At 62.4% G+C, this 16765-nt stretch carries 19 protein-coding genes; 16 read left to right on the forward strand and 3 right to left on the reverse strand.

The features are described 5' to 3' along the window. Positions 1 to 151: 151 nt before the first annotated feature. The 4 genes from fabD (at position 152) to L1069_RS14295 (ending at position 3510) form a co-directional block, all read left to right on the forward strand. A complete protein-coding gene (fabD, locus tag L1069_RS14280) occupies positions 152 to 1084 on the forward strand; it encodes an ACP S-malonyltransferase (protein WP_129371030.1) in 933 nt (310 codons plus the stop codon). A 58-nt stretch (positions 1085 to 1142) separates the two neighbouring features. Then, the gene (gene fabG, locus L1069_RS14285; RefSeq protein WP_237456104.1) at positions 1143 to 1880 is read left to right on the forward strand and encodes a 3-oxoacyl-ACP reductase FabG; all 738 of its coding nucleotides are present in this window, start codon (positions 1143 to 1145) and stop codon (positions 1878 to 1880) included. Between the two features lie 411 nt (positions 1881 to 2291). Beyond that, positions 2292 to 2525, forward strand: coding sequence for an acyl carrier protein (locus tag L1069_RS14290; protein ID WP_005982462.1), 234 nt, complete (start codon positions 2292 to 2294; stop codon positions 2523 to 2525). Between the two features lie 241 nt (positions 2526 to 2766). Continuing rightward, complete coding sequence (locus L1069_RS14295) at positions 2767 to 3510, forward strand: 1-(5-phosphoribosyl)-5-[(5-phosphoribosylamino)methylideneamino] imidazole-4-carboxamide isomerase (RefSeq protein ID WP_237456105.1); 744 nt, start codon at positions 2767 to 2769, stop codon at positions 3508 to 3510. A gap of 114 nt (positions 3511 to 3624) precedes the next feature. Here L1069_RS14295 and L1069_RS14300 read toward each other — a convergent pair whose 3' ends face one another. Then, positions 3625 to 4440 carry a PilZ domain-containing protein gene (locus tag L1069_RS14300; protein WP_237456106.1) on the reverse strand — a complete coding sequence of 272 codons (816 nt, stop codon included), beginning with the start codon at positions 4438 to 4440 and terminating at the stop codon, positions 3625 to 3627. Positions 4441 to 4870: 430 nt separating this feature from the next. Beyond that, positions 4871 to 5743, reverse strand: coding sequence for a PilZ domain-containing protein (locus tag L1069_RS14305; RefSeq protein WP_134829947.1), 873 nt, complete (start codon positions 5741 to 5743; stop codon positions 4871 to 4873). Between the two features lie 617 nt (positions 5744 to 6360). Between L1069_RS14305 and fabF the strand changes: the two genes are divergently transcribed. Next, positions 6361 to 7626, forward strand: a complete 1266-nt coding sequence (gene fabF / locus L1069_RS14310; protein ID WP_237456107.1) for a beta-ketoacyl-ACP synthase II — start codon at positions 6361 to 6363, stop codon at positions 7624 to 7626. Then, positions 7626 to 8780 (forward strand): endolytic transglycosylase MltG, encoded by a 1155-nt coding sequence (gene mltG / locus L1069_RS14315; protein ID WP_237456108.1) that lies wholly within the window; start codon positions 7626 to 7628, stop codon positions 8778 to 8780. Before fabF ends, mltG begins: the two co-directional genes overlap by 1 nt. A gap of 127 nt (positions 8781 to 8907) precedes the next feature. Here the strand turns inward: mltG and L1069_RS14320 are convergent, their stop codons facing one another. Further along, positions 8908 to 9306 carry a hypothetical protein gene (locus tag L1069_RS14320; RefSeq protein ID WP_129371023.1) on the reverse strand — a complete coding sequence of 133 codons (399 nt, stop codon included), beginning with the start codon at positions 9304 to 9306 and terminating at the stop codon, positions 8908 to 8910. On the opposite strand from L1069_RS14320, the gene L1069_RS14325 reads away from it, so the two are divergent. From L1069_RS14325 to L1069_RS14370, 10 genes are all read left to right on the forward strand, one after another. Then, on the forward strand, positions 9305 to 10060 hold the full coding sequence (locus L1069_RS14325) for a hypothetical protein (RefSeq protein WP_237456109.1): 756 nt from the start codon (positions 9305 to 9307) through the stop codon (positions 10058 to 10060). The genes L1069_RS14320 and L1069_RS14325 overlap by 2 nt on opposite strands. Then, the gene (locus L1069_RS14330; RefSeq protein WP_237456136.1) at positions 10053 to 11339 is read left to right on the forward strand and encodes a terminase family protein; all 1287 of its coding nucleotides are present in this window, start codon (positions 10053 to 10055) and stop codon (positions 11337 to 11339) included. The genes L1069_RS14325 and L1069_RS14330 overlap by 8 nt, the downstream gene beginning before the upstream one ends. Positions 11340 to 11570: 231 nt before the next feature. Beyond that, entirely contained in the window at positions 11571 to 12785 is a 1215-nt protein-coding gene (locus L1069_RS14335) for a phage portal protein (RefSeq protein WP_237456110.1), read from the forward strand. Then, positions 12778 to 13002 (forward strand): hypothetical protein, encoded by a 225-nt coding sequence (locus L1069_RS14340; protein WP_027259106.1) that lies wholly within the window; start codon positions 12778 to 12780, stop codon positions 13000 to 13002. Before L1069_RS14335 ends, L1069_RS14340 begins: the two co-directional genes overlap by 8 nt. Positions 13003 to 13028: 26 nt before the next feature. Next, positions 13029 to 13595, forward strand: coding sequence for an HK97 family phage prohead protease (locus L1069_RS14345; RefSeq protein WP_237456111.1), 567 nt, complete (start codon positions 13029 to 13031; stop codon positions 13593 to 13595). 15 nt (positions 13596 to 13610) lie between these two features. After that, complete coding sequence (locus L1069_RS14350) at positions 13611 to 14792, forward strand: phage major capsid protein (protein ID WP_211037633.1); 1182 nt, start codon at positions 13611 to 13613, stop codon at positions 14790 to 14792. A 177-nt stretch (positions 14793 to 14969) separates the two neighbouring features. After that, the gene (locus L1069_RS14355; RefSeq protein ID WP_237456112.1) at positions 14970 to 15569 is read left to right on the forward strand and encodes a hypothetical protein; all 600 of its coding nucleotides are present in this window, start codon (positions 14970 to 14972) and stop codon (positions 15567 to 15569) included. Continuing rightward, a complete protein-coding gene (locus L1069_RS14360; protein WP_134829942.1) occupies positions 15566 to 15898 on the forward strand; it encodes a head-tail adaptor protein in 333 nt (110 codons plus the stop codon). The genes L1069_RS14355 and L1069_RS14360 overlap by 4 nt, the downstream gene beginning before the upstream one ends. After that, positions 15895 to 16302 carry a DUF3168 domain-containing protein gene (locus L1069_RS14365; RefSeq protein WP_237456113.1) on the forward strand — a complete coding sequence of 136 codons (408 nt, stop codon included), beginning with the start codon at positions 15895 to 15897 and terminating at the stop codon, positions 16300 to 16302. Before L1069_RS14360 ends, L1069_RS14365 begins: the two co-directional genes overlap by 4 nt. 46 nt (positions 16303 to 16348) lie before the next feature. Continuing rightward, on the forward strand, positions 16349 to 16762 hold the full coding sequence (locus L1069_RS14370) for a phage major tail protein, TP901-1 family (RefSeq protein ID WP_237456114.1): 414 nt from the start codon (positions 16349 to 16351) through the stop codon (positions 16760 to 16762). Positions 16763 to 16765 lie beyond the last annotated feature (3 nt).

A 16765-nucleotide genomic window follows, 5' to 3' on the forward strand; every position in this document is an offset into this window, starting at 1 on the left:
CGGTGGCTCTAACCTAACCGCGGCGGGCTGCGTTGCAACGGCAGGAATTGTCAGCCGGTGCACAGCTTTGGTGCGCAATGTGCGGCTTTGCTTGTACGCAGGGGAAAGGCCCGCTAAATCAGGCAAAACGTTAAAACAGACGAGGTCTTCAATGACGATCGCATTTGTGTTCCCGGGACAGGGTGCCCAGACCATCGGTATGGGCAAGGCGCTGGCCGAGGCTTATCCGGCTGCCAAAGCCATCTTTGACGAGGTGGACGATGCTTTGGGTGAAAGCCTGAGCCAGCTGATCTGGGAGGGCGATATTGAAACCCTGACCCTGACCCAGAACGCGCAGCCCGCGCTGATGGCCACCTCGATGGCCGCCATGCGCGCCTTGGAAGCCGAAGGCGTCACCGTCGGCAAGGCCTCCTTTGTGGCCGGCCATTCCCTGGGCGAATATTCGGCGCTGGCTTCGGCGGGGTCGATTTCGGTGGCTGACACTGCGCGCCTCCTGCGCACCCGCGGTCTCGCCATGCAAAGCGCGGTTCCGGTGGGCGAGGGCGCCATGGCCGCGATCCTGGGCTTGGATCTTGAGGCCGTGCGCGCCGTGGCAGAGGAGGCCGCGCAAGGCGAGGTATGCCAGGCGGCCAACGACAATGACCCGGCCCAGGTGGTGGTCTCCGGAACCAAGGCAGCGGTTGAACGCGCCGCGGTGATCGCCAAGGAGAAGGGTGCCAAACGCGCGGTGATGCTGCCGGTCAGCGCCCCGTTCCACTGCGCCCTGATGCAGCCCGCGGCTGACGCTATGGCTGAAGCGCTGGCTGGTGTGGACATCAAATCCCCGGCCGTGCCGCTGATCGCCAATGTGCGCGCAGACGCAGTGACCAGCCCCGATGAAATCCGCGCCTTGCTGGTGGAGCAGGTGACCGGCTCAGTGCGCTGGCGCGAAAGCGTTCAGGTTATGGCCTCCAATGGTGTGACCGAATTCTGGGAAATCGGTGCGGGCAAAGCCCTGTCCGGCATGATCCGCAAGATTGACCGTGCGCTGGTTTGCCGCCAGGTGGGCGCCCCCGAAGACGCCAAGGCTGCCTCCGAAGCATAAAGGGATTTAGCCGGCGCGCGCCCGTGCCGCGCCGGCCTCTGATATAAAGGACAAGAAAATGTTTGATCTGACTGGCAAGAACGCCCTTGTGACCGGCGCTTCGGGCGGCATCGGCGGCGACATCGCCCGCGCTCTGCATTCCGCAGGCGCCACCGTTGCCCTGTCCGGCACCCGTGAAGAGCCGCTGAAGGCATTGGCCGAGGAACTGGGCGCGCGCGCCCACGTGCTCACCTGCAACCTGTCGGATGCAGAGTCTGTCGAGGCACTGCCGAAACAGGCGGCTGCCGCCATGGGCTCGGTCGACATTCTGGTGAACAACGCGGGCATCACCCGTGACAACCTGTTCATGCGCATGAAAGACGAGGAATGGGAGAGCGTTCTGAACGTGAACCTCACCTCCACCATGCGGCTCTGCCGCGGTGTGTTGCGCGGCATGATGAAGGCGCGCTGGGGCCGCATCATCAACATCTCCTCGGTCGTGGGCGCCACCGGCAACCCGGGCCAGGCCAACTATGCGGCATCTAAGGCCGGCATGGTCGGCATGTCCAAATCGCTGGCCTATGAGATCGCCAATCGCGGCATCACCGTGAACGCGGTGGCGCCGGGTTTTATCGCTACTGCGATGACCGACAAGCTGAACGATAGCCAGAAAGACGCGATCCTGACGCAGATCCCGGCCGGCCGCATGGGGGAATCGAAGGAAATCGCCTCAGCCGTTCTGTACCTGGCCAGCCAGGAAGCGGGTTATGTCACCGGCACCACGCTGCACGTGAATGGCGGCATGGCAATGATCTAGGCCCCGCGCCAACCTGTGCCCTGCAGCCTGTCTGCAGGGATTTTCAATGTCTGCCCCGGCCTGACCGGGCCGCATGAACGGTGCAGGTTTCGCTGCCAAGCAGTTGAAAAGGGACGGATTTGCGAAAAATTTGCTGTGCGCCTCTTGCAAGCACTTGATTACGGGGCCATCTGCACCCTTCATAGCCGCCAGAAGCCGTCTGGCCCTGGCTGCTGTGACCAAGCGAAACCGTTTGCCTTGGCCGCGGTCTATGTTATAGGCGGCGCATATCTGTACTGGTGTTTCCCCAAGGGAGCCGCCGCACTGTCCCCGCCCGGCGGGGATACCAACGCCCGCTCCGGGCAATAACCACGCCGCCCGAACGGGCAAGGGCAGAACTGGGCAGAGTGCCCTGAAAGACGAGGAATAGACATGAGCGACGTCGCAGACCGCGTAAAAAAGATCGTTGTTGAGCACCTGGGTGTAGAAGAAGACAAGGTCACCGAAAACGCTTCCTTCATTGACGATCTGGGCGCAGACAGCCTGGACACCGTGGAACTGGTGATGGCGTTTGAAGAAGAGTTCGGCATCGAGATCCCGGACGACGCAGCCGAAACCATCCAGACCTTCGGCGACGCGGTCAAATTCATCTCCGAAGCGTCCTAAGCCACGCTTCCGGAGAACCGGACCCAGCGGCGTCTTCCCATCGGGGAAGGCGCCGTTTTCGTTTGTCCGGCTGGGTCCTGATTCCCATTTTTCCGGAAATATTGCGGGGTGTTTGTTTGCGCTATCAAGCGGTGGCTCCGCTGCGCCGCAATTGTTCCATAAATCGTCATGATACGGCATTCCGGCGGCGGCGTTCCGTGCTAATCTCTGTGCAAGAGGCAAAACTTAGGAGATAGGCATCATGATGATTTACCCCACTATGGAGATTCAGAACGGCCGCTGCGTGAGCCTCGAAAAGGGCCGCCTGGATGAGCCGATGATCTGGCATGTGGATCCGGTGGAAACCGCCAAGAGCTTTGCGGCCGCCGGGGCGGAATGGATGCATGTGACCGACTTCAACGCAATTGAAGGCGATCACTGCAACGAGGAGCTGATCTGCGACATCATCCGCGGCGCCGGCATTCCGGTGCAGCTGGGCGGCGGTATCCGCTCGCGCGAGCATGCCGAGCATTGGATTGACAAAGGCGCAGGGCGTATCGTGATCGGCACGCTGGCCGCGCGCGATCCGCAGCTGGTTCAGGAACTGGCCAAACACCACCCGGACCAGATCGTGCTGGCCGTGGATGTATACCAGGGCCAGGTGATGACCGATGGCTGGCGCCAGTCCGGCGCAATCTCGCCCGAGGACTTTATCGCGGCGTTTGATTCCGCGCCGCTGGCGGGAATCATTGTCACCGATATCGACAGTGACATGTCGGATCTCGAAGCTCAGCTTGGCCTGATTTCCGCCCTCGCTGAAAAGTCCCGCACGCCGGTGATCGCCAATGGCGTTGTACGCAGCTCGGATGATGTTTCGCGCCTGAAATACATCTACAATATTTCCGGTGCGATGATTGGCCGGGCGCTGTTCCGCAAAACAGTGACTGTCGAGGAAGTTCTGGAAGTGGCCCGGCCCGAACCCGAGCCGGTAGCCGAGTTCCAATAAATCAATGCCTGCGGATTTTGGTCCGCAGGCGTTTTTTTGCCCCAGTTGCGGCCATCCCCCGAGGCGCGCGGAACTGAAGGCAGGGATCCGGACGGCCGGCAGCACGCTGCTGGATCATGCTTCCTTGGCGGCGGGTTCCGGTTGTTCCTGATCCTGTTGATTTGAGTTGAGCAAGGCTTTCAAATCGGCACGCAGCAGTTTAGCGTTGAATTTGATGCCGAAATAGTCGGCGTTTTGCCACAGAATCTGCGCGTCAAAAGACGCCACACCGGGCACCGAGGCGATGACACCCTCTTTGATATTGAACGGCGGTTCACGCGGTTCCTGCGGTTGCTCCAGTACCCGGATTTTTGCACCCACCCGGCTGATGTCCACAATTTTTGCAGGGAACCGGCGCTGGCGGCAGTGCAGGGTGCACGGCAAAGAGCAATGGTAACGGCGCCTTAGCCGCAAGCGTTTGCGCGTGACCCGCTCTGCCAAAAACAGGCCGGCGCCGCAGAGAAGCAGAGCTAAGAGAGAACTGGCAATAGCGGTCTTCCGCCGGTACGGCAGCAATGGGCCGAGGCTTGCCTGTGCCTGACCGGTTTGCATATCTTTCGGTACGAAATCGCAGGGCAAAGAGACGATCTGTCTGGATAAATCCTCCAGCAAGGCCCGTGCGCCCAGCCGCCGCGCACTGACTTCCGCCCGTTCCCGTCCATGGATGCGGTATACTTCGAGAAGGCCTTTTTGTTGTGTAATCAACCTCATGGCAAGCGGCTCATAGGCCCCCATGCCTGACCTGCGCATCCGCATGCGCAGCGGCACGGCCGGGTGGTCGGCCATCCAGTGGCGCAGCTTCCTGGCCTGGCCGTTCTGTTGCCCGGTCCGCAAATAATCCAGGAACTCACGCATCTCATGCCGCATAAGCGCGAGATCCGATTGCAGCATGCAGGTCGCCCTGGAGGATGCGGCAGCTATGCCTGCACTGCCGCAAACCACTGCCGGGGTAATCGATAGAGCGATAATCAATGGCCAGTGTTTCAAAACAGGACCCTTCCGGTCATGAGAGGAAGTGCAGTCGCGGTGCTGGATGCAGTAGAACCACTCAATGGATAAATGGATACCGTTAACACCCTCTATGCGGGTGTAAAATTCACCGTAAAACCGGCAACACCGTCCGGAATTGCACATCATGGTTTGTGGCATTGACCGGTGATTTTAGAACTGAAAAGACACGCAGTGCGCCTGCTGCCTGGCAAGGCGGTGCGGGACATGCCGGATTCGCGTGTCTTTTCCAGGCGGTTTCATTTGGAAGGGCAGTTGAATTGCACAGTTTTTGTGCTGGACCCGTCGGATCCTTTAGCACGCCGGACGGCTGTTATACTCCGAGCCGCACTTCTTCGCGCAGGCCGTCGCCCTGAAGCGGGAAGGCCTCCAGCAGGCGGTGCAATTGCATGAAGTTGAAATCCTTGGAGAATTGGACGCCGCAATAGCCGGGGGTTTGCCAGCGGACCTGGGCATCCATTGTGTATCCGCCGAAATCGAGTGTCACCCGCCCAGACACTTCGCAAGGGCTGTCGGGGCGCACCTTGGCGCCGGCCCGGCTCAGATCGACCAGATGAGCTTGGACTGTCCGCCCGCCCGCCTGCAAGACGCAAGGCACTGCGCAGGGGTAGCGTTTTGTGCGGCGGATTTTGCGGATGCCGATCCGGTCCAGGAAATACAGCGCACTGCCGCCCAGAACCAGAAACGACAGCCAGGCAATTGCGGCATTTCTGATTTGCTGGCTCTGCCGTGCATCGCCCGCAGCCACGGCAACCAGCTTGCTGCCATTGCCGCTTTCCTTCACCTGGTCGCAGGGCAAAGCTTCGACACGGGTTCCGAATTCCGACGTCAGCACCGGGGTTCCCATATGGCGCGCGGTTTCAAGCGCGGCGGCCCGGCCCTGGCTGGAGAGGATTTTCAGCAGGACCTGCTGCTGCTGTAAAAGCTCCTGCATGCCGGCAGCGACGGATTGAATTCCAACCGCGTTCATCCGCTGCCGCATCGGCGCGGGCGGGTTTGTGCTGATCCAGCTGCGCAGATGCTGCACATAAAAGGCATTCTGGCCGGAGCTGAGATAGGCGAGAAACCCCTTGGACGCCCGGTGCAGGTTCGACAGTTCCTGATGTACAGCGCAACTGGCGGCTGCGCGTTCCGGCAGCAGTCCAATCACCAGTAAAAATGCAGTTAGCGGGAGCCAATTGCGCATGGCGGGGCCGTTCCTTTTTGCCTTTGGACTGAAAGAATGACGTATAAATCCAAATGTGCCGTTAACGCAGGCGGCTTTTTGGGGCTGTCCAGGCTGCACAAGGCGCAGGGCACAGGCAGTAGCCGCAGGGATGCTCCAGAGACCAGAGGCGCCTCGAAACTAAGTTTCCGCCGGCCTTGGATTTGATTTTCCAGTGGCGGAAATTTGCCGGTCTCTGGCGGCTGGCCGGTGTCTGGATCTGAACCGCGGCCGGCAATGCCGGGACAGCAACATGGAAACCGGCGGGGCAGGGGCGGCAAATAAGTCAGGGCCGGACGGCCGGTGAAACGAGCATAAGCAATGTGCTGTCAGCATAGCTGGGAGAAAAAGACGGGCTGGAGGAAAATTGGCCCAGACCTCCAGCCCGGTTTTGGCAATCCACGAGGACGGATGCCGAGTTCTGTCATCATCGCTCCATCAACCTAAGGGGTATTAGTTAACAATAAACTCCACTCCCGCAATTTCTCCGTGAAATGCACAGTGCGCGCGGCGGCACTGGAGATCAGCCCGCTCTTGCACCCAGCCGCCATTCCAAGCTATTTGAACGGACGGATTGCCGAGGCAAAGGAGAGCAAGGAATGCGTCGAGTAGTTGTCACCGGACTGGGCCTGGTCACCCCGCTGGCCAGCGGAGTCGAAGAAACCTGGTCCCGGTTGCTGGACGGCCAGTCGGGCGCGGGCCCGATCACCCTGTTTGACGCCGAAGCCAGCGGTGTATCCACCACATATGCCTGTGAGGTGCCGCGCGGCGATGGCTCCGAGGGAACATTCAACGCGGATGACTGGGTCATCAAGAAAGACCAGAAGAAGATAGACGACTTCATTCTTTATGGCATCGCTGCTGCGGATATGGCTGTGCGGGACGCCGGCTGGAGGCCCGAGGATGAAGAAAGCCGCCTGCGTACCGGCGTGATGATCGGTTCTGGTATTGGCGGGTTGTCGTCGATTGCGGACACCGCCGTGATGATCAAGGAAAAAGGCCCCCGCCGGGTGTCCCCATTCTTTATCCCCGGTGCGCTGATCAACCTGATCTCGGGACAGGTGTCGATCCGCTTTGGCTTCAAGGGTCCGAACCATTCGGTTGTGACCGCCTGTTCGACCGGCGCCCACGCCATCGGCGATGCGGCGCGGCTGATTAAATCCGGCGACGCCGACGTGATGATCGCAGGCGGCGCCGAGGCGGCGATCTGCGAAATCGGTATTGCCGGTTTCAACGCCTGCAAAGCGCTGTCCACCAAACGCGCCGACGACCCTAAAGCGGCCTCGCGCCCCTATGACGCCGACCGCGACGGTTTTGTCATGGGCGAGGGTGCCGGCATCGTTGTGCTGGAAGACTACGAGCACGCCAAGGCCCGCGGCGCCAAGATCTATGCCGAGGTGCTGGGCTATGGCATGTCGGGCGACGCCTACCACATCACCGCGCCGTCCGAGAATGGCGAAGGCGGCGAACGCTCGATGAGGGCGGCGCTGAAAAACGCGGGCCTGGAGCCGTCCGCCATTGACTATATCAATGCGCATGGCACTTCGACCATGGCCGACACAATTGAGCTGGGTGCGGTTGAACGGCTGTTGGGCGACCACGCCGCCAATGTCACCATGTCTTCGACCAAATCGGCTACCGGCCACCTCTTGGGCGCGGCCGGCGCGATTGAGGCGATCTTCTCGATCCTGGCGATCCGCGATCAGGTTGCACCGCCGACCATCAATCTGGACAACCCCGCCATCGAAAGCCAAGTGGATCTGGCCCCCAACGCCAAACGTGAGCGTAAGGTTGAGATTGCGCTGTCGAACTCCTTTGGGTTTGGCGGCACCAATGCCTCGGTGATCTTCGGAAAGGCCGGCTGATGTGGCGCAGCCTCGCCTCCAACATGCTGACAGTGCTCATTGCGGCTTTGTTCCTGCTGGGCGGCCTGATTCTGTGGGGCAAATCGCAATACACCGCTGAAGGCCCGCTGGAGACAGCGATCTGCCTGCGCGTCGAGCGGGGCTCGAACATGGCACGGGTCAGCCGCGATCTGGAAACCCAGGGCGCGGTTGCCTCCGCCGCCATCTTCCGCCTCGGCGCCAAATACAGCGAGAAGACCGGCCAGCTGAAGGCCGGCAGCTTCCTGCTGGAACCGGGCTCCTCGATGGAGCGGATCATCGACGGGATCACCCATTCAGGCGCCTCCACCTGCGGCACCGAGATTGTCTACCGCGTCGGCGTGACCCGTACCCAGACCGTGGTGCGCGAATTGGATCCGGCGACCAATAAATTCGAGGAAAAGGCCGCCTTCATCCTCGGCGAAGGGGAGGTTCCTGCTGCCTACACTGAGACCCGCCAGGAGGCCGACACCCGTTACCGGATTGCGCTGGCCGAAGGCGTGACCAGCTGGCAGGTGGTTGAGGCGCTTAAGGCGATGGATGTGCTGAACGGCGCCCCCGGCGAACGTCCGGGGGAGGGCCTCCTGGCGCCCGACAGCTATGAGGTCACCACCGGCACAGACCGTGCCGCCGTTCTGGCTGAGATGCAGGAGCGCCAGCAGCTGCGCATTAACGCCGCCTGGGAAAGCCGGTCCGCAGATGCTGCGGTCGGCAGCCCCGAAGAAATGCTGGTCCTTGCCTCGATCATCGAGAAGGAGACCGGCGTGGCCTCTGAACGCGGCGTAGTCTCCTCGGTCTTCACCAACCGCCTGAACCGCGGCATGCGGCTGCAGACGGACCCGACGGTGATCTACGGCGTCACCAAGGGCGAAGGTGTCCTGGGCCGTGGTCTGCGTCAAAGCGAGCTGCGCAAGGCCACCCCCTGGAACACCTATGTGATCGAAGGCCTGCCGCCGACCCCGATCGCCAACCCCGGCATGGAAAGCCTGGAGGCCGCGGTGAACCCTGAAGCCACGGATTATGTGTTCTTTGTTGCCGATGGCACCGGCGGCCATGCGTTCGCCGAAACGCTGGACGAACACAACAGGAATGTGGCCAAATGGCGCGAGATCGAAGCCCAGCAGCAGAACAACTGAGGCTGATGCCAGGGCCGGAATTCGCACCGGAAAACAGTCTGCGGTGAGATATCCAGTAGCAGGAAGGGCGCCCTTGAGGCGCCCTTTTTGATGCAAGCCTTGGGGCCGCCCCCAAGTCAGGCCGGCGTCACGTGTAGATACAGATGTAGAAATTTGTCCCGCTCTGGTAACCGCCGCATTTATCATAGAATTCAATGGTCGCCTTGACGGTTTTTCCAGCCAACGCGCTGAACTGCGTGCTTAGGTCCACTGGCTGCATCGGCGTCACCACACCGGAACAGCCATTGCTGTAGTCATGTGAATATGTGGCGGTGTTTTCCGGATCGCTTTGGTCCGTCATGGTCAGTTTGACCACATCGTCAACGGATGTCTGGCCTTCGCCGCTGGGGCCGCCGGACATCACAATTGTGGCGTTTGCCGGAATGTTCACATAGTGGAGTGTGGCATCATAAAAGATCTTTCCGGCATCCCCCTGGACAGGTGCCGATTCCTGCGCGGTGGCGATCTGGTGATTGGTCCAACCCATGTGCGGTTCCTCGTTATCAAAAATGACGTTGCTGCACTGCGTCGTGCAGGGTCGACGCTACAATCCTGGATTGCATTTCGAAAAGGGTGATTTTGCGAAAGATGCACATCATTTAAATCACCTCCGATTTATGGGCATCCGCCTATGCAATCTTCGTTTACAGGGGCTTGGCCTGCTTTGCCGAAAGATGTGTGCCGCCCGCGTTTGCGGCAGCCCGTTGCGCACCCACCGTACGCATGCCTCGCCATATCCCTTGACTTTTCTGGTTGAATACCGTAAAGGTTGTATTGCAGCTGGAAGAAACAAGGACGGCCCCGGACTCCTCCGCCGGTGGCCGCCGTTCTTTCTCTTGTGCGGACAAAAAACGCATGAGGCAGACAAATTCATGACAGATCACCCAACAGACCAGGACGGCGCCGCTGTGCTGACGCGGCAAGTGCATTACACCGCCGATCTCCTGCGATCCCTGCAGGAGAGCATCCACCGCCTGCGCAACGAGGCGGAGGAGCTGCGCGAGCAGCTCGACGCGGAAGGCGCCGACGAAGTGACCGGCGCCAAAAGCCAGATCAGCAAACTGGAACAGCTGATCCGCGATTGCCAGAAAGTGGAGAGACTCCTTGCAGAACAAAGCACAGAATTCGCCCGCATGCTCAAATCCGAACATGAACTCGATCTCGTCGCGGCACGCGCAGCTGTCGAGCGCGGACTTTCTGGCCTGCGTTCCGCTCTCGCTCCAGAACTGGTTCTTGAATGAGCTGGAGCGCAAAGCACTCTGCGCGCTGCCGCATCTCTTTGATTTCTGGGCGCTGGACCACCAGCGGCCGCCGCCGGGCGGCTGGCGTGCCTGGGTGATCCTGGGCGGCCGCGGTGCCGGCAAGACAAGGGCAGGGGCCGAATGGATCCGCACCCTTGCCGAAGGGCCGCGCCCGCACGATCCCGGGACCGCCCGCCGCATTGCGCTGGTGGCGGAAACCTATGACCAGGTGCGTGACGTGATGATCCATGGCGACAGCGGCATTCTGGCCTGTTCGCCGCCCGACCGCCGCCCCAAATGGAAAGCCTCCGAACGCAAGCTGATCTGGCCCAACGGCGCCGAGGCGCAAGCGTTTTCCGCCCACGACCCCGAGGCCCTGCGCGGACCGCAATTCGATGCCGCCTGGGCAGATGAACTGGCCAAGTGGAAAAAGGGGCAGGAGTGCTGGGACATGCTGCAGTTTGCCTTGCGGCTGGGCCAGGACCCGCGCGTCTGTGTCACCACCACGCCGCGCAATGCGCCGGTGCTGAAACGGCTTCTGGCCGCCCCCAGCACCGTGCAGACCCACGCCGCGACCGAGGCCAACCGTGCCAATCTGGCACCGTCCTTTCTGGAGGAGGTGCGCGCGCGTTATGCCGGCACCCGTCTGGGGCGGCAGGAACTGGACGGGGTAATGCTGACCGATGTGCAGGGGGCGCTCTGGACAAACGCAGCGCTGGTCGCTGCGCAGGTGGCAGAGGCACCGCCGCTCGACCGGGTGGTGGTGGCGGTGGATCCAGCGGTCAGTTCGGGGAAGTCCTCGGACGCCTGCGGCATTGTGGTGGCAGGTGCCGTCACCCAGGGCCCGCCGCAGGACTGGCGCGCCTATGTTCTGGCCGATTCCACCGTGCAGGGCGTCGGGCCGCTGGCCTGGGCCCAGGCCGCAATTGCCGCCCGCGATACCCATGGCGCCGACCGGGTTGTGGCCGAGGTCAATCAGGGCGGTGCCTTGGTGGAGACCGTGCTGCGCCAGGCCGACCCCATGGTGCCGTTCCGCGCCTTGCACGCAAGCAAAGGCAAGTCCGCCCGCGCCGAACCCGCTGCCGCGCTGTATGAGCAGGGCCGCGTCAAACACCTGCCGGGGCTGGGAGAGCTGGAGGACCAGATGTGCCTGATGACCCCGCAAGGTTACCGCGGCAGCGGCTCGCCCGACCGGCTGGATGCGCTGGTCTGGGCCTTGCATGAGCTGATCATTCATCCAGCGGCGAAACTGCAGCTGCCGCAGGTGCGGGTCTTGTAGACGAAGCCCCGCCGCAGGCTGGGGGAACTGCGGCAATGAAAGACCAGGAAATGGCAGCGTGCAACGTTGCCATTTTCAATTTTTACAATGGGTTACATCAAGGTGTTGCGCCCCCTGCGTACGCACCGCTGGCCAAATCTTCAGGCCTCTCTGTCATTAATCATCCTCAGCAAAGGCGCAACAGGCCCTTCGGCACAGAACGCCAGAAACAGCAACCATGAGGAGCGGACAATGGTCTTTGACCTGCTGCGGCGCAACAAGCCCGAAACCCCGGAAACCGCCCTGGAACAGAAGGCCAGCCAGACCGCCCGCGTGGTCTCCTGGCAGGGCGCAGGCCGCACCGCCTGGAGCCCGCGCGACAGCGTCTCCCTGACCCGCAGCGGTTTTGCCGGCAATCCGGTCGGTCACCGGGTGATCCGTATGATCGCCGAGGCCGCCGCCGCTGTGCCGCTGGTGCTGCAGGACAGCCGCCAGCGCTATGACAGCCACCCCTGGCTGGCGCTTCTGGCCCGCCCCAACCCGGCGCAGGGCCAGGCCGAACTGCTGGAGGCGCTGTATGGCCATCTCCTGCTGTCCGGCAACGCCTACATTGAGGCGGTGACGGCAGAGAACAGCGCCCCGGCAGAGCTGCATGTGTTGCGCTCCGACCGGATGAACGTGGTGCCGGGGCCGGACGGTTGGCCCGCAGGTTTTGATTATGTGGTGGGCGGGCGCAAGCACCGCTTTGCCAGTGATCCTGTGCAATCCCCGATCTGCCACATCAAAAGCTTCCACCCGCAGGACGACCACTATGGCCTTTCATCCCTGCAATCGGCGGCAATGGCGATAGATGTGCACAACGCCGCCTCCCGCTGGTCCAAGGCGCTGCTGGACAACGCGGCCCGTCCCTCCGGTGCGCTGGTCTGGACAGGCTCGGATGGCCATGGCCGCATGTCCGAGGAACAATTCCGTATCCTAAGTGACGAGATTCAATCAAACTTTCAGGGTGCCAAGAATGCCGGCCGTCCGATGGTTCTGGAAGGCGGCCTGGACTGGAAGCCAATGGGCTTTTCGCCCTCCGACATGGAATTCCAGAAAACCAAGGACACCGCCGCCCGCGAGATTGCGCTGGCATTCGGGGTGCCGCCGATGCTGCTCGGCATTCCCGGCGATGCAACCTACGCCAATTATCAAGAGGCCCACCGCGCCTTTTACCGGCTGACCGTGCTGCCCTTGGCGGCCAAGGTCACCGCCGCGCTGGCCGATTGGCTGACCGGCTGGACCGGCGAGGCGCTGACCCTGAAACCCGACCTTGATCAATTGCCCGCCTTGGCGGCCGAGCGCGAGGCGCAGTGGCGCCGGGTGTCTGGCGCGGATTTCCTCAGCACCGCGGAAAAGCGGCAGCTGCTGGGTTTGCCCGCAGAAGCCGCCGCCGCGCCGCAAGCGGGGGGCGGACAGGATGACTGAGCACCCGATGCATGCATTCGATTGTTCCCCTGGATTGCGCCTGTCCGCCCATGAGCGGGTCGCCCAGATCCAAAACGAGGCGGTGAACCGCCGGCTCGACCGGATCGAACAAATGATGGAACGGCTGGAGAAACGCCTCTGGCTCACCGTCTACGGCGTTGCCGCGGTGATCCTGGCGCAGGCCTTTCAATCCTTCTTGACGGTTCAACTGCCGTAACAACAACAACTTGCGAGGCAAATATCATGCAGGGACCACCCCGGCTTGAACATAAATTCGCACGCTTCGGCGAGGACCTCTCGCTGAAGGACGCAACAGAAATCAGCGGCTACGCCAGCCTGTTCGGCCAGACCGACCAGGGCGGCGATGTGGTGATGCGCGGCGCCTATGCCGCTTCGCTGAAGGCGCTTCAGGATCAGGGCCGCACGGTCAAGATGCTGTGGCAGCACGACCCGGCGCAGCCCATCGGCGTCTGGGACGAGGTGCGCGAGGACAAGCGCGGGCTTTACGTCAAGGGCCGCATCCTGACCGCCACTCCCAAGGGCGCCGAAGCCGCCGCGCTGGTCGGGGGCGGCGCCATCGACGGGCTGTCAATCGGCTACCGAACCGTGAAATCCAGCCGCGGCCAGGACGGCACCCGCCATTTGACCGAGGTGGAGCTGTGGGAGGTGTCGCTGGTCACCTTCCCGATGCTGCCCGCAGCGCGGGTGGCGGGCAAATCCTCTGCTCTGGATGCCGAGGCAGACGCATTGCGCGCACTGGCCACAGGCCTGCGCCAGATCACCTGCGGCCTCAAGGCAGGCCGGACATAAAACAGGACACCAATCATGAGCAACCAAGACCTCCCGGACACCTCCGGGGACACAGCGCCCCTGGCCCATGAAGTGAAACAGGCCGTCACCGGCTTTCTTCATGAATTCAAGGGCTTTCAGAACGACGTGCAATCAAGGCTGAAACAGGCAGAAGAGCGAGTGAACATGCTGGACCGTAAGACAATCTCTCAGAACCGCCCCCATCTGGCAGCCAGCCAGGACGCGGGCGTGCCGCATCAAAAGGCGTTCAACGCCTACCTGCGCAGCGGCGACGACGACAGCCTGCGCGGGCTGGAACTGGAGGGCAAGGCGATGTCCACAGCCGTGGGCGGCGACGGCGGCTATCTGGTCGACCCGCAGACCTCGGAAACCGTCAAAGCGGTGCTGAACGCCTCCGCCTCGATCCGCGCCGTCGCTTCCGTGGTGCATGTAGAGGCATCGTCATATGACGTGCTGATCGACCACAGCGAAATGGGGGCCGGCTGGGCCAATGAAACCGGCCCGGCGGCAGAGACCTCCACCGGCACTATCGACCGCATCTCGATCCCGCTGCACGAACTGAGCGCGTTGCCCAAGGCTTCGCAGCGGCTGCTGGATGACAGCGCCTTTGATATCGAGGGCTGGCTGGCAGGCCGCATTGCCGACAAATTCTCCCGGTCCGAGGCCGACGCCTTTATCAACGGCGACGGCGTCGATAAGCCCCGCGGTTTCCTTGATTATACCGTGGCTGAAAATGACATCTGGACCTGGGGCAGCATCGGCTACAAGGCGACCGGCGTGGACGGTGAGATCGGCAACGGCGACGCGATCATCGACCTGGTCTATGCGCTGGGGGCGGAATACCGCGCCAATGCCACCTTCATTCTGAACTCCAAGACTGCGGGAATGCTGCGGAAACTGAAAGACGCCGATGGCCGCTTCCTGTGGTCCGACGGCCTGGCCGCGGGTGAACCTGCACGCCTGATGGGCTACCCGGTGCTGATCGCCGAGGACATGCCGGATCCGGCCGCCAACAGTTACCCGATTGCATTCGGCGACTTCCGCGCGGGCTACACGATTGCCGAACGCCCGGATCTGCGGGTGCTGCGCGACCCGTTCAGCGCCAAGCCGCATGTGCTGTTTTACGCGACCAAGCGGGTCGGCGGCGACGTCAGCGACTTTGCTGCGATCAAGCTGATGAAATTCGGCGCGAGCTAACGCTTTGCGCTGATGGCGGACCGGCAGACCGGTCCGCCGGCGGGCATGCACCCTACAGTCTTTTGCCGTCCAGCTGCTCCCCTCCGTCCGAGCGGCAAGGGATGGTGCATGCCCGTCGAACCCCACCCGGACAGCAGATCAGGGCCGCAGCAGGGGAAGGCCCGCAGGAGTGAGATGATGATGCTGAGCGAAGTGACACCCGTGCCCGAGGCCGCCCTGCCGCTGGCCCAGTTCAAGGCGCATTTGCGTCTGGGCACCGGCTTTGGCGAGGACAGTCTGCAGGATGAGGTGCTGTTTGGCTTTCTGCGCGCCGCCCTGGCAGCGATTGAGGCCAGGACCGGCAAGGCGCTGATAACACGCGAATTCGAGCTGGAGATCCGTCACTGGCGCGACCGCGTCCGGATGATCCTGCCCATCGCCCCGGTGCAATCGGTGACCAGGGTTGCAATACGCGACGCCGGCGGCACCGAAACGGTTCTGGATGCCTCCCTTTATCACCTGGAGCGCGACAGCCAGCGCCCGCGTCTGTGCCCGGCAGGCAGCCTTCTGCCGGCCATTCCAACCGGCGGTCTGGCGCGGATTTCCCTGCAGTGCGGCATGGCCGGGGACTGGGGCGGTTTGCCCGCCGATCTGGGCCAGGCGGTGATGCTGCTGGCTGCGCATTACTACGAATACCGGGCCGACACCGGCCTGCACGGCGGCTGCATGCCCTTTGGCGTGACCAGCCTGATCGAACGCTACCGCAGCCTGCGGCTGACCTTGGGAGGCCTGGTATGAAAAACCCTCCGAAACTCACCCGCAAGCTGGTGCTGGAAGACCCCCAGCGCAGCTCCGATGGCGCCGGCGGCTATACCGAGGACTGGGTGGCGCTTGGCACCCTTTGGGCCGAGGTGAAGTCGCTCTCCGGGCGTCTGAGCGGGGACAGCCTGTCTTTGCAAAAATACAGGATAACTTTGCGTGCATCGCCCGAAGGCTTTGCATCCCGGCCCCGTCCGGATCAGCGATTCCGCGACAGCAACAGGATCTACCGTATTGATGCAATTGCAGAATCCGATCCAGATGCCCGCTACCTGACGTGTTTCGCGGTTGAGGAGGTGAGCGGATGACCTATGCCATCGCAGGCGGGCTGCAATCCGCCGTCTACACCCATCTGACCGGTGACGCGGGCCTCACAGCTCTGGTCGGCGGCGCGATCTATGACGCCATTCCCGCAGGCCCCTTGCCGCAGACCTATGTGGCGCTGGGATCGGAGGAGGTGCTGGACCGCTCCGACAAGACGGCAGGCGGCGCCGAGCACCGGTTCTTCATCACTGTCACCACCGACACCGCCGGTTTTGCGGGCGCCAAGGCCACCGCCGCGGCGGTCTGCGACGCGCTGGTTGGCGCCTCCGTGCCACTGACCCGCGGCCAGCTGACCGGACTCTGGTTCGATCGGGCCAAAGCGGAACGGCTGTACACCGGCGGCCGCCAGATCACCCTGCGGTTCCGGGCGCGGGTGGATGACGTCTGAATATCAGGACACCCCTAAAACCAATTGAATTACCGGGAGAAAACCCATGACAGTTCAAAACGGCAAGGACCTTTTGGTCAAAGTGGACATGAACGGCGCCGGCCTGTTTGAAACCATCGCAGGCCTGCGCGCCACGCGGATCAGTTTCAATGCAGAAAGCGTCGATGTGACCAGCCTCGAAAGCCAGGGCGGCTGGCGCGAGTTGCTGGCTGGTGCTGGCGTGCGCTCGGCAAGTATCTCCGGCTCCGGCATCTTCCGGGACGAGGCGACGGATGAACGTGCCCGGCAGTTGTTTTTCGAAGGGCTGACGCCGGAATTTCAGGTCATCATCCCGGATTTCGGCATCGTGCAGGGCGCGTTTCAGGTGACCGCGCTTGAATATGCCGGCAGCCACAATGGCGAAGCGACCTATGAGCTGTCGTTGGCCAGTGCCGGCCAGCTCAGCTTTACAGCGGTATAACCA

It is taken from the genome of Leisingera sp. MMG026 (assembly GCF_021654205.1).
In the GTDB taxonomy this organism is placed as follows: Bacteria; Pseudomonadota; Alphaproteobacteria; order Rhodobacterales; family Rhodobacteraceae; genus Leisingera.

What these genes read in the sequence shown, in the direction of transcription:
- fabD (WP_129371030.1), top strand. Translation starts at nt 152, where the DNA reads ATGACGATCGCATTTGTGTTCCCGGGACAGGGTGCCCAGACCATCGGT.
- fabG (WP_237456104.1), top strand. Translation starts at nt 1,143, where the DNA reads ATGTTTGATCTGACTGGCAAGAACGCCCTTGTGACCGGCGCTTCGGGC.
- L1069_RS14290 (WP_005982462.1), top strand. Translation starts at nt 2,292, where the DNA reads ATGAGCGACGTCGCAGACCGCGTAAAAAAGATCGTTGTTGAGCACCTG.
- L1069_RS14295 (WP_237456105.1), top strand. Translation starts at nt 2,767, where the DNA reads ATGATGATTTACCCCACTATGGAGATTCAGAACGGCCGCTGCGTGAGC.
- L1069_RS14300 (WP_237456106.1), bottom strand. Translation starts at nt 4,440, where the DNA reads ATGCTGCAATCGGATCTCGCGCTTATGCGGCATGAGATGCGTGAGTTC.
- L1069_RS14305 (WP_134829947.1), bottom strand. Translation starts at nt 5,743, where the DNA reads ATGCGCAATTGGCTCCCGCTAACTGCATTTTTACTGGTGATTGGACTG.
- fabF (WP_237456107.1), top strand. Translation starts at nt 6,361, where the DNA reads ATGCGTCGAGTAGTTGTCACCGGACTGGGCCTGGTCACCCCGCTGGCC.
- mltG (WP_237456108.1), top strand. Translation starts at nt 7,626, where the DNA reads ATGTGGCGCAGCCTCGCCTCCAACATGCTGACAGTGCTCATTGCGGCT.
- L1069_RS14325 (WP_237456109.1), top strand. Translation starts at nt 9,305, where the DNA reads ATGTGCGGTTCCTCGTTATCAAAAATGACGTTGCTGCACTGCGTCGTG.
- L1069_RS14320 (WP_129371023.1), bottom strand. Translation starts at nt 9,306, where the DNA reads ATGGGTTGGACCAATCACCAGATCGCCACCGCGCAGGAATCGGCACCT.
- L1069_RS14335 (WP_237456110.1), top strand. Translation starts at nt 11,571, where the DNA reads ATGGTCTTTGACCTGCTGCGGCGCAACAAGCCCGAAACCCCGGAAACC.
- L1069_RS14340 (WP_027259106.1), top strand. Translation starts at nt 12,778, where the DNA reads ATGACTGAGCACCCGATGCATGCATTCGATTGTTCCCCTGGATTGCGC.
- L1069_RS14345 (WP_237456111.1), top strand. Translation starts at nt 13,029, where the DNA reads ATGCAGGGACCACCCCGGCTTGAACATAAATTCGCACGCTTCGGCGAG.
- L1069_RS14350 (WP_211037633.1), top strand. Translation starts at nt 13,611, where the DNA reads ATGAGCAACCAAGACCTCCCGGACACCTCCGGGGACACAGCGCCCCTG.
- L1069_RS14355 (WP_237456112.1), top strand. Translation starts at nt 14,970, where the DNA reads ATGATGCTGAGCGAAGTGACACCCGTGCCCGAGGCCGCCCTGCCGCTG.
- L1069_RS14360 (WP_134829942.1), top strand. Translation starts at nt 15,566, where the DNA reads ATGAAAAACCCTCCGAAACTCACCCGCAAGCTGGTGCTGGAAGACCCC.
- L1069_RS14365 (WP_237456113.1), top strand. Translation starts at nt 15,895, where the DNA reads ATGACCTATGCCATCGCAGGCGGGCTGCAATCCGCCGTCTACACCCAT.
- L1069_RS14370 (WP_237456114.1), top strand. Translation starts at nt 16,349, where the DNA reads ATGACAGTTCAAAACGGCAAGGACCTTTTGGTCAAAGTGGACATGAAC.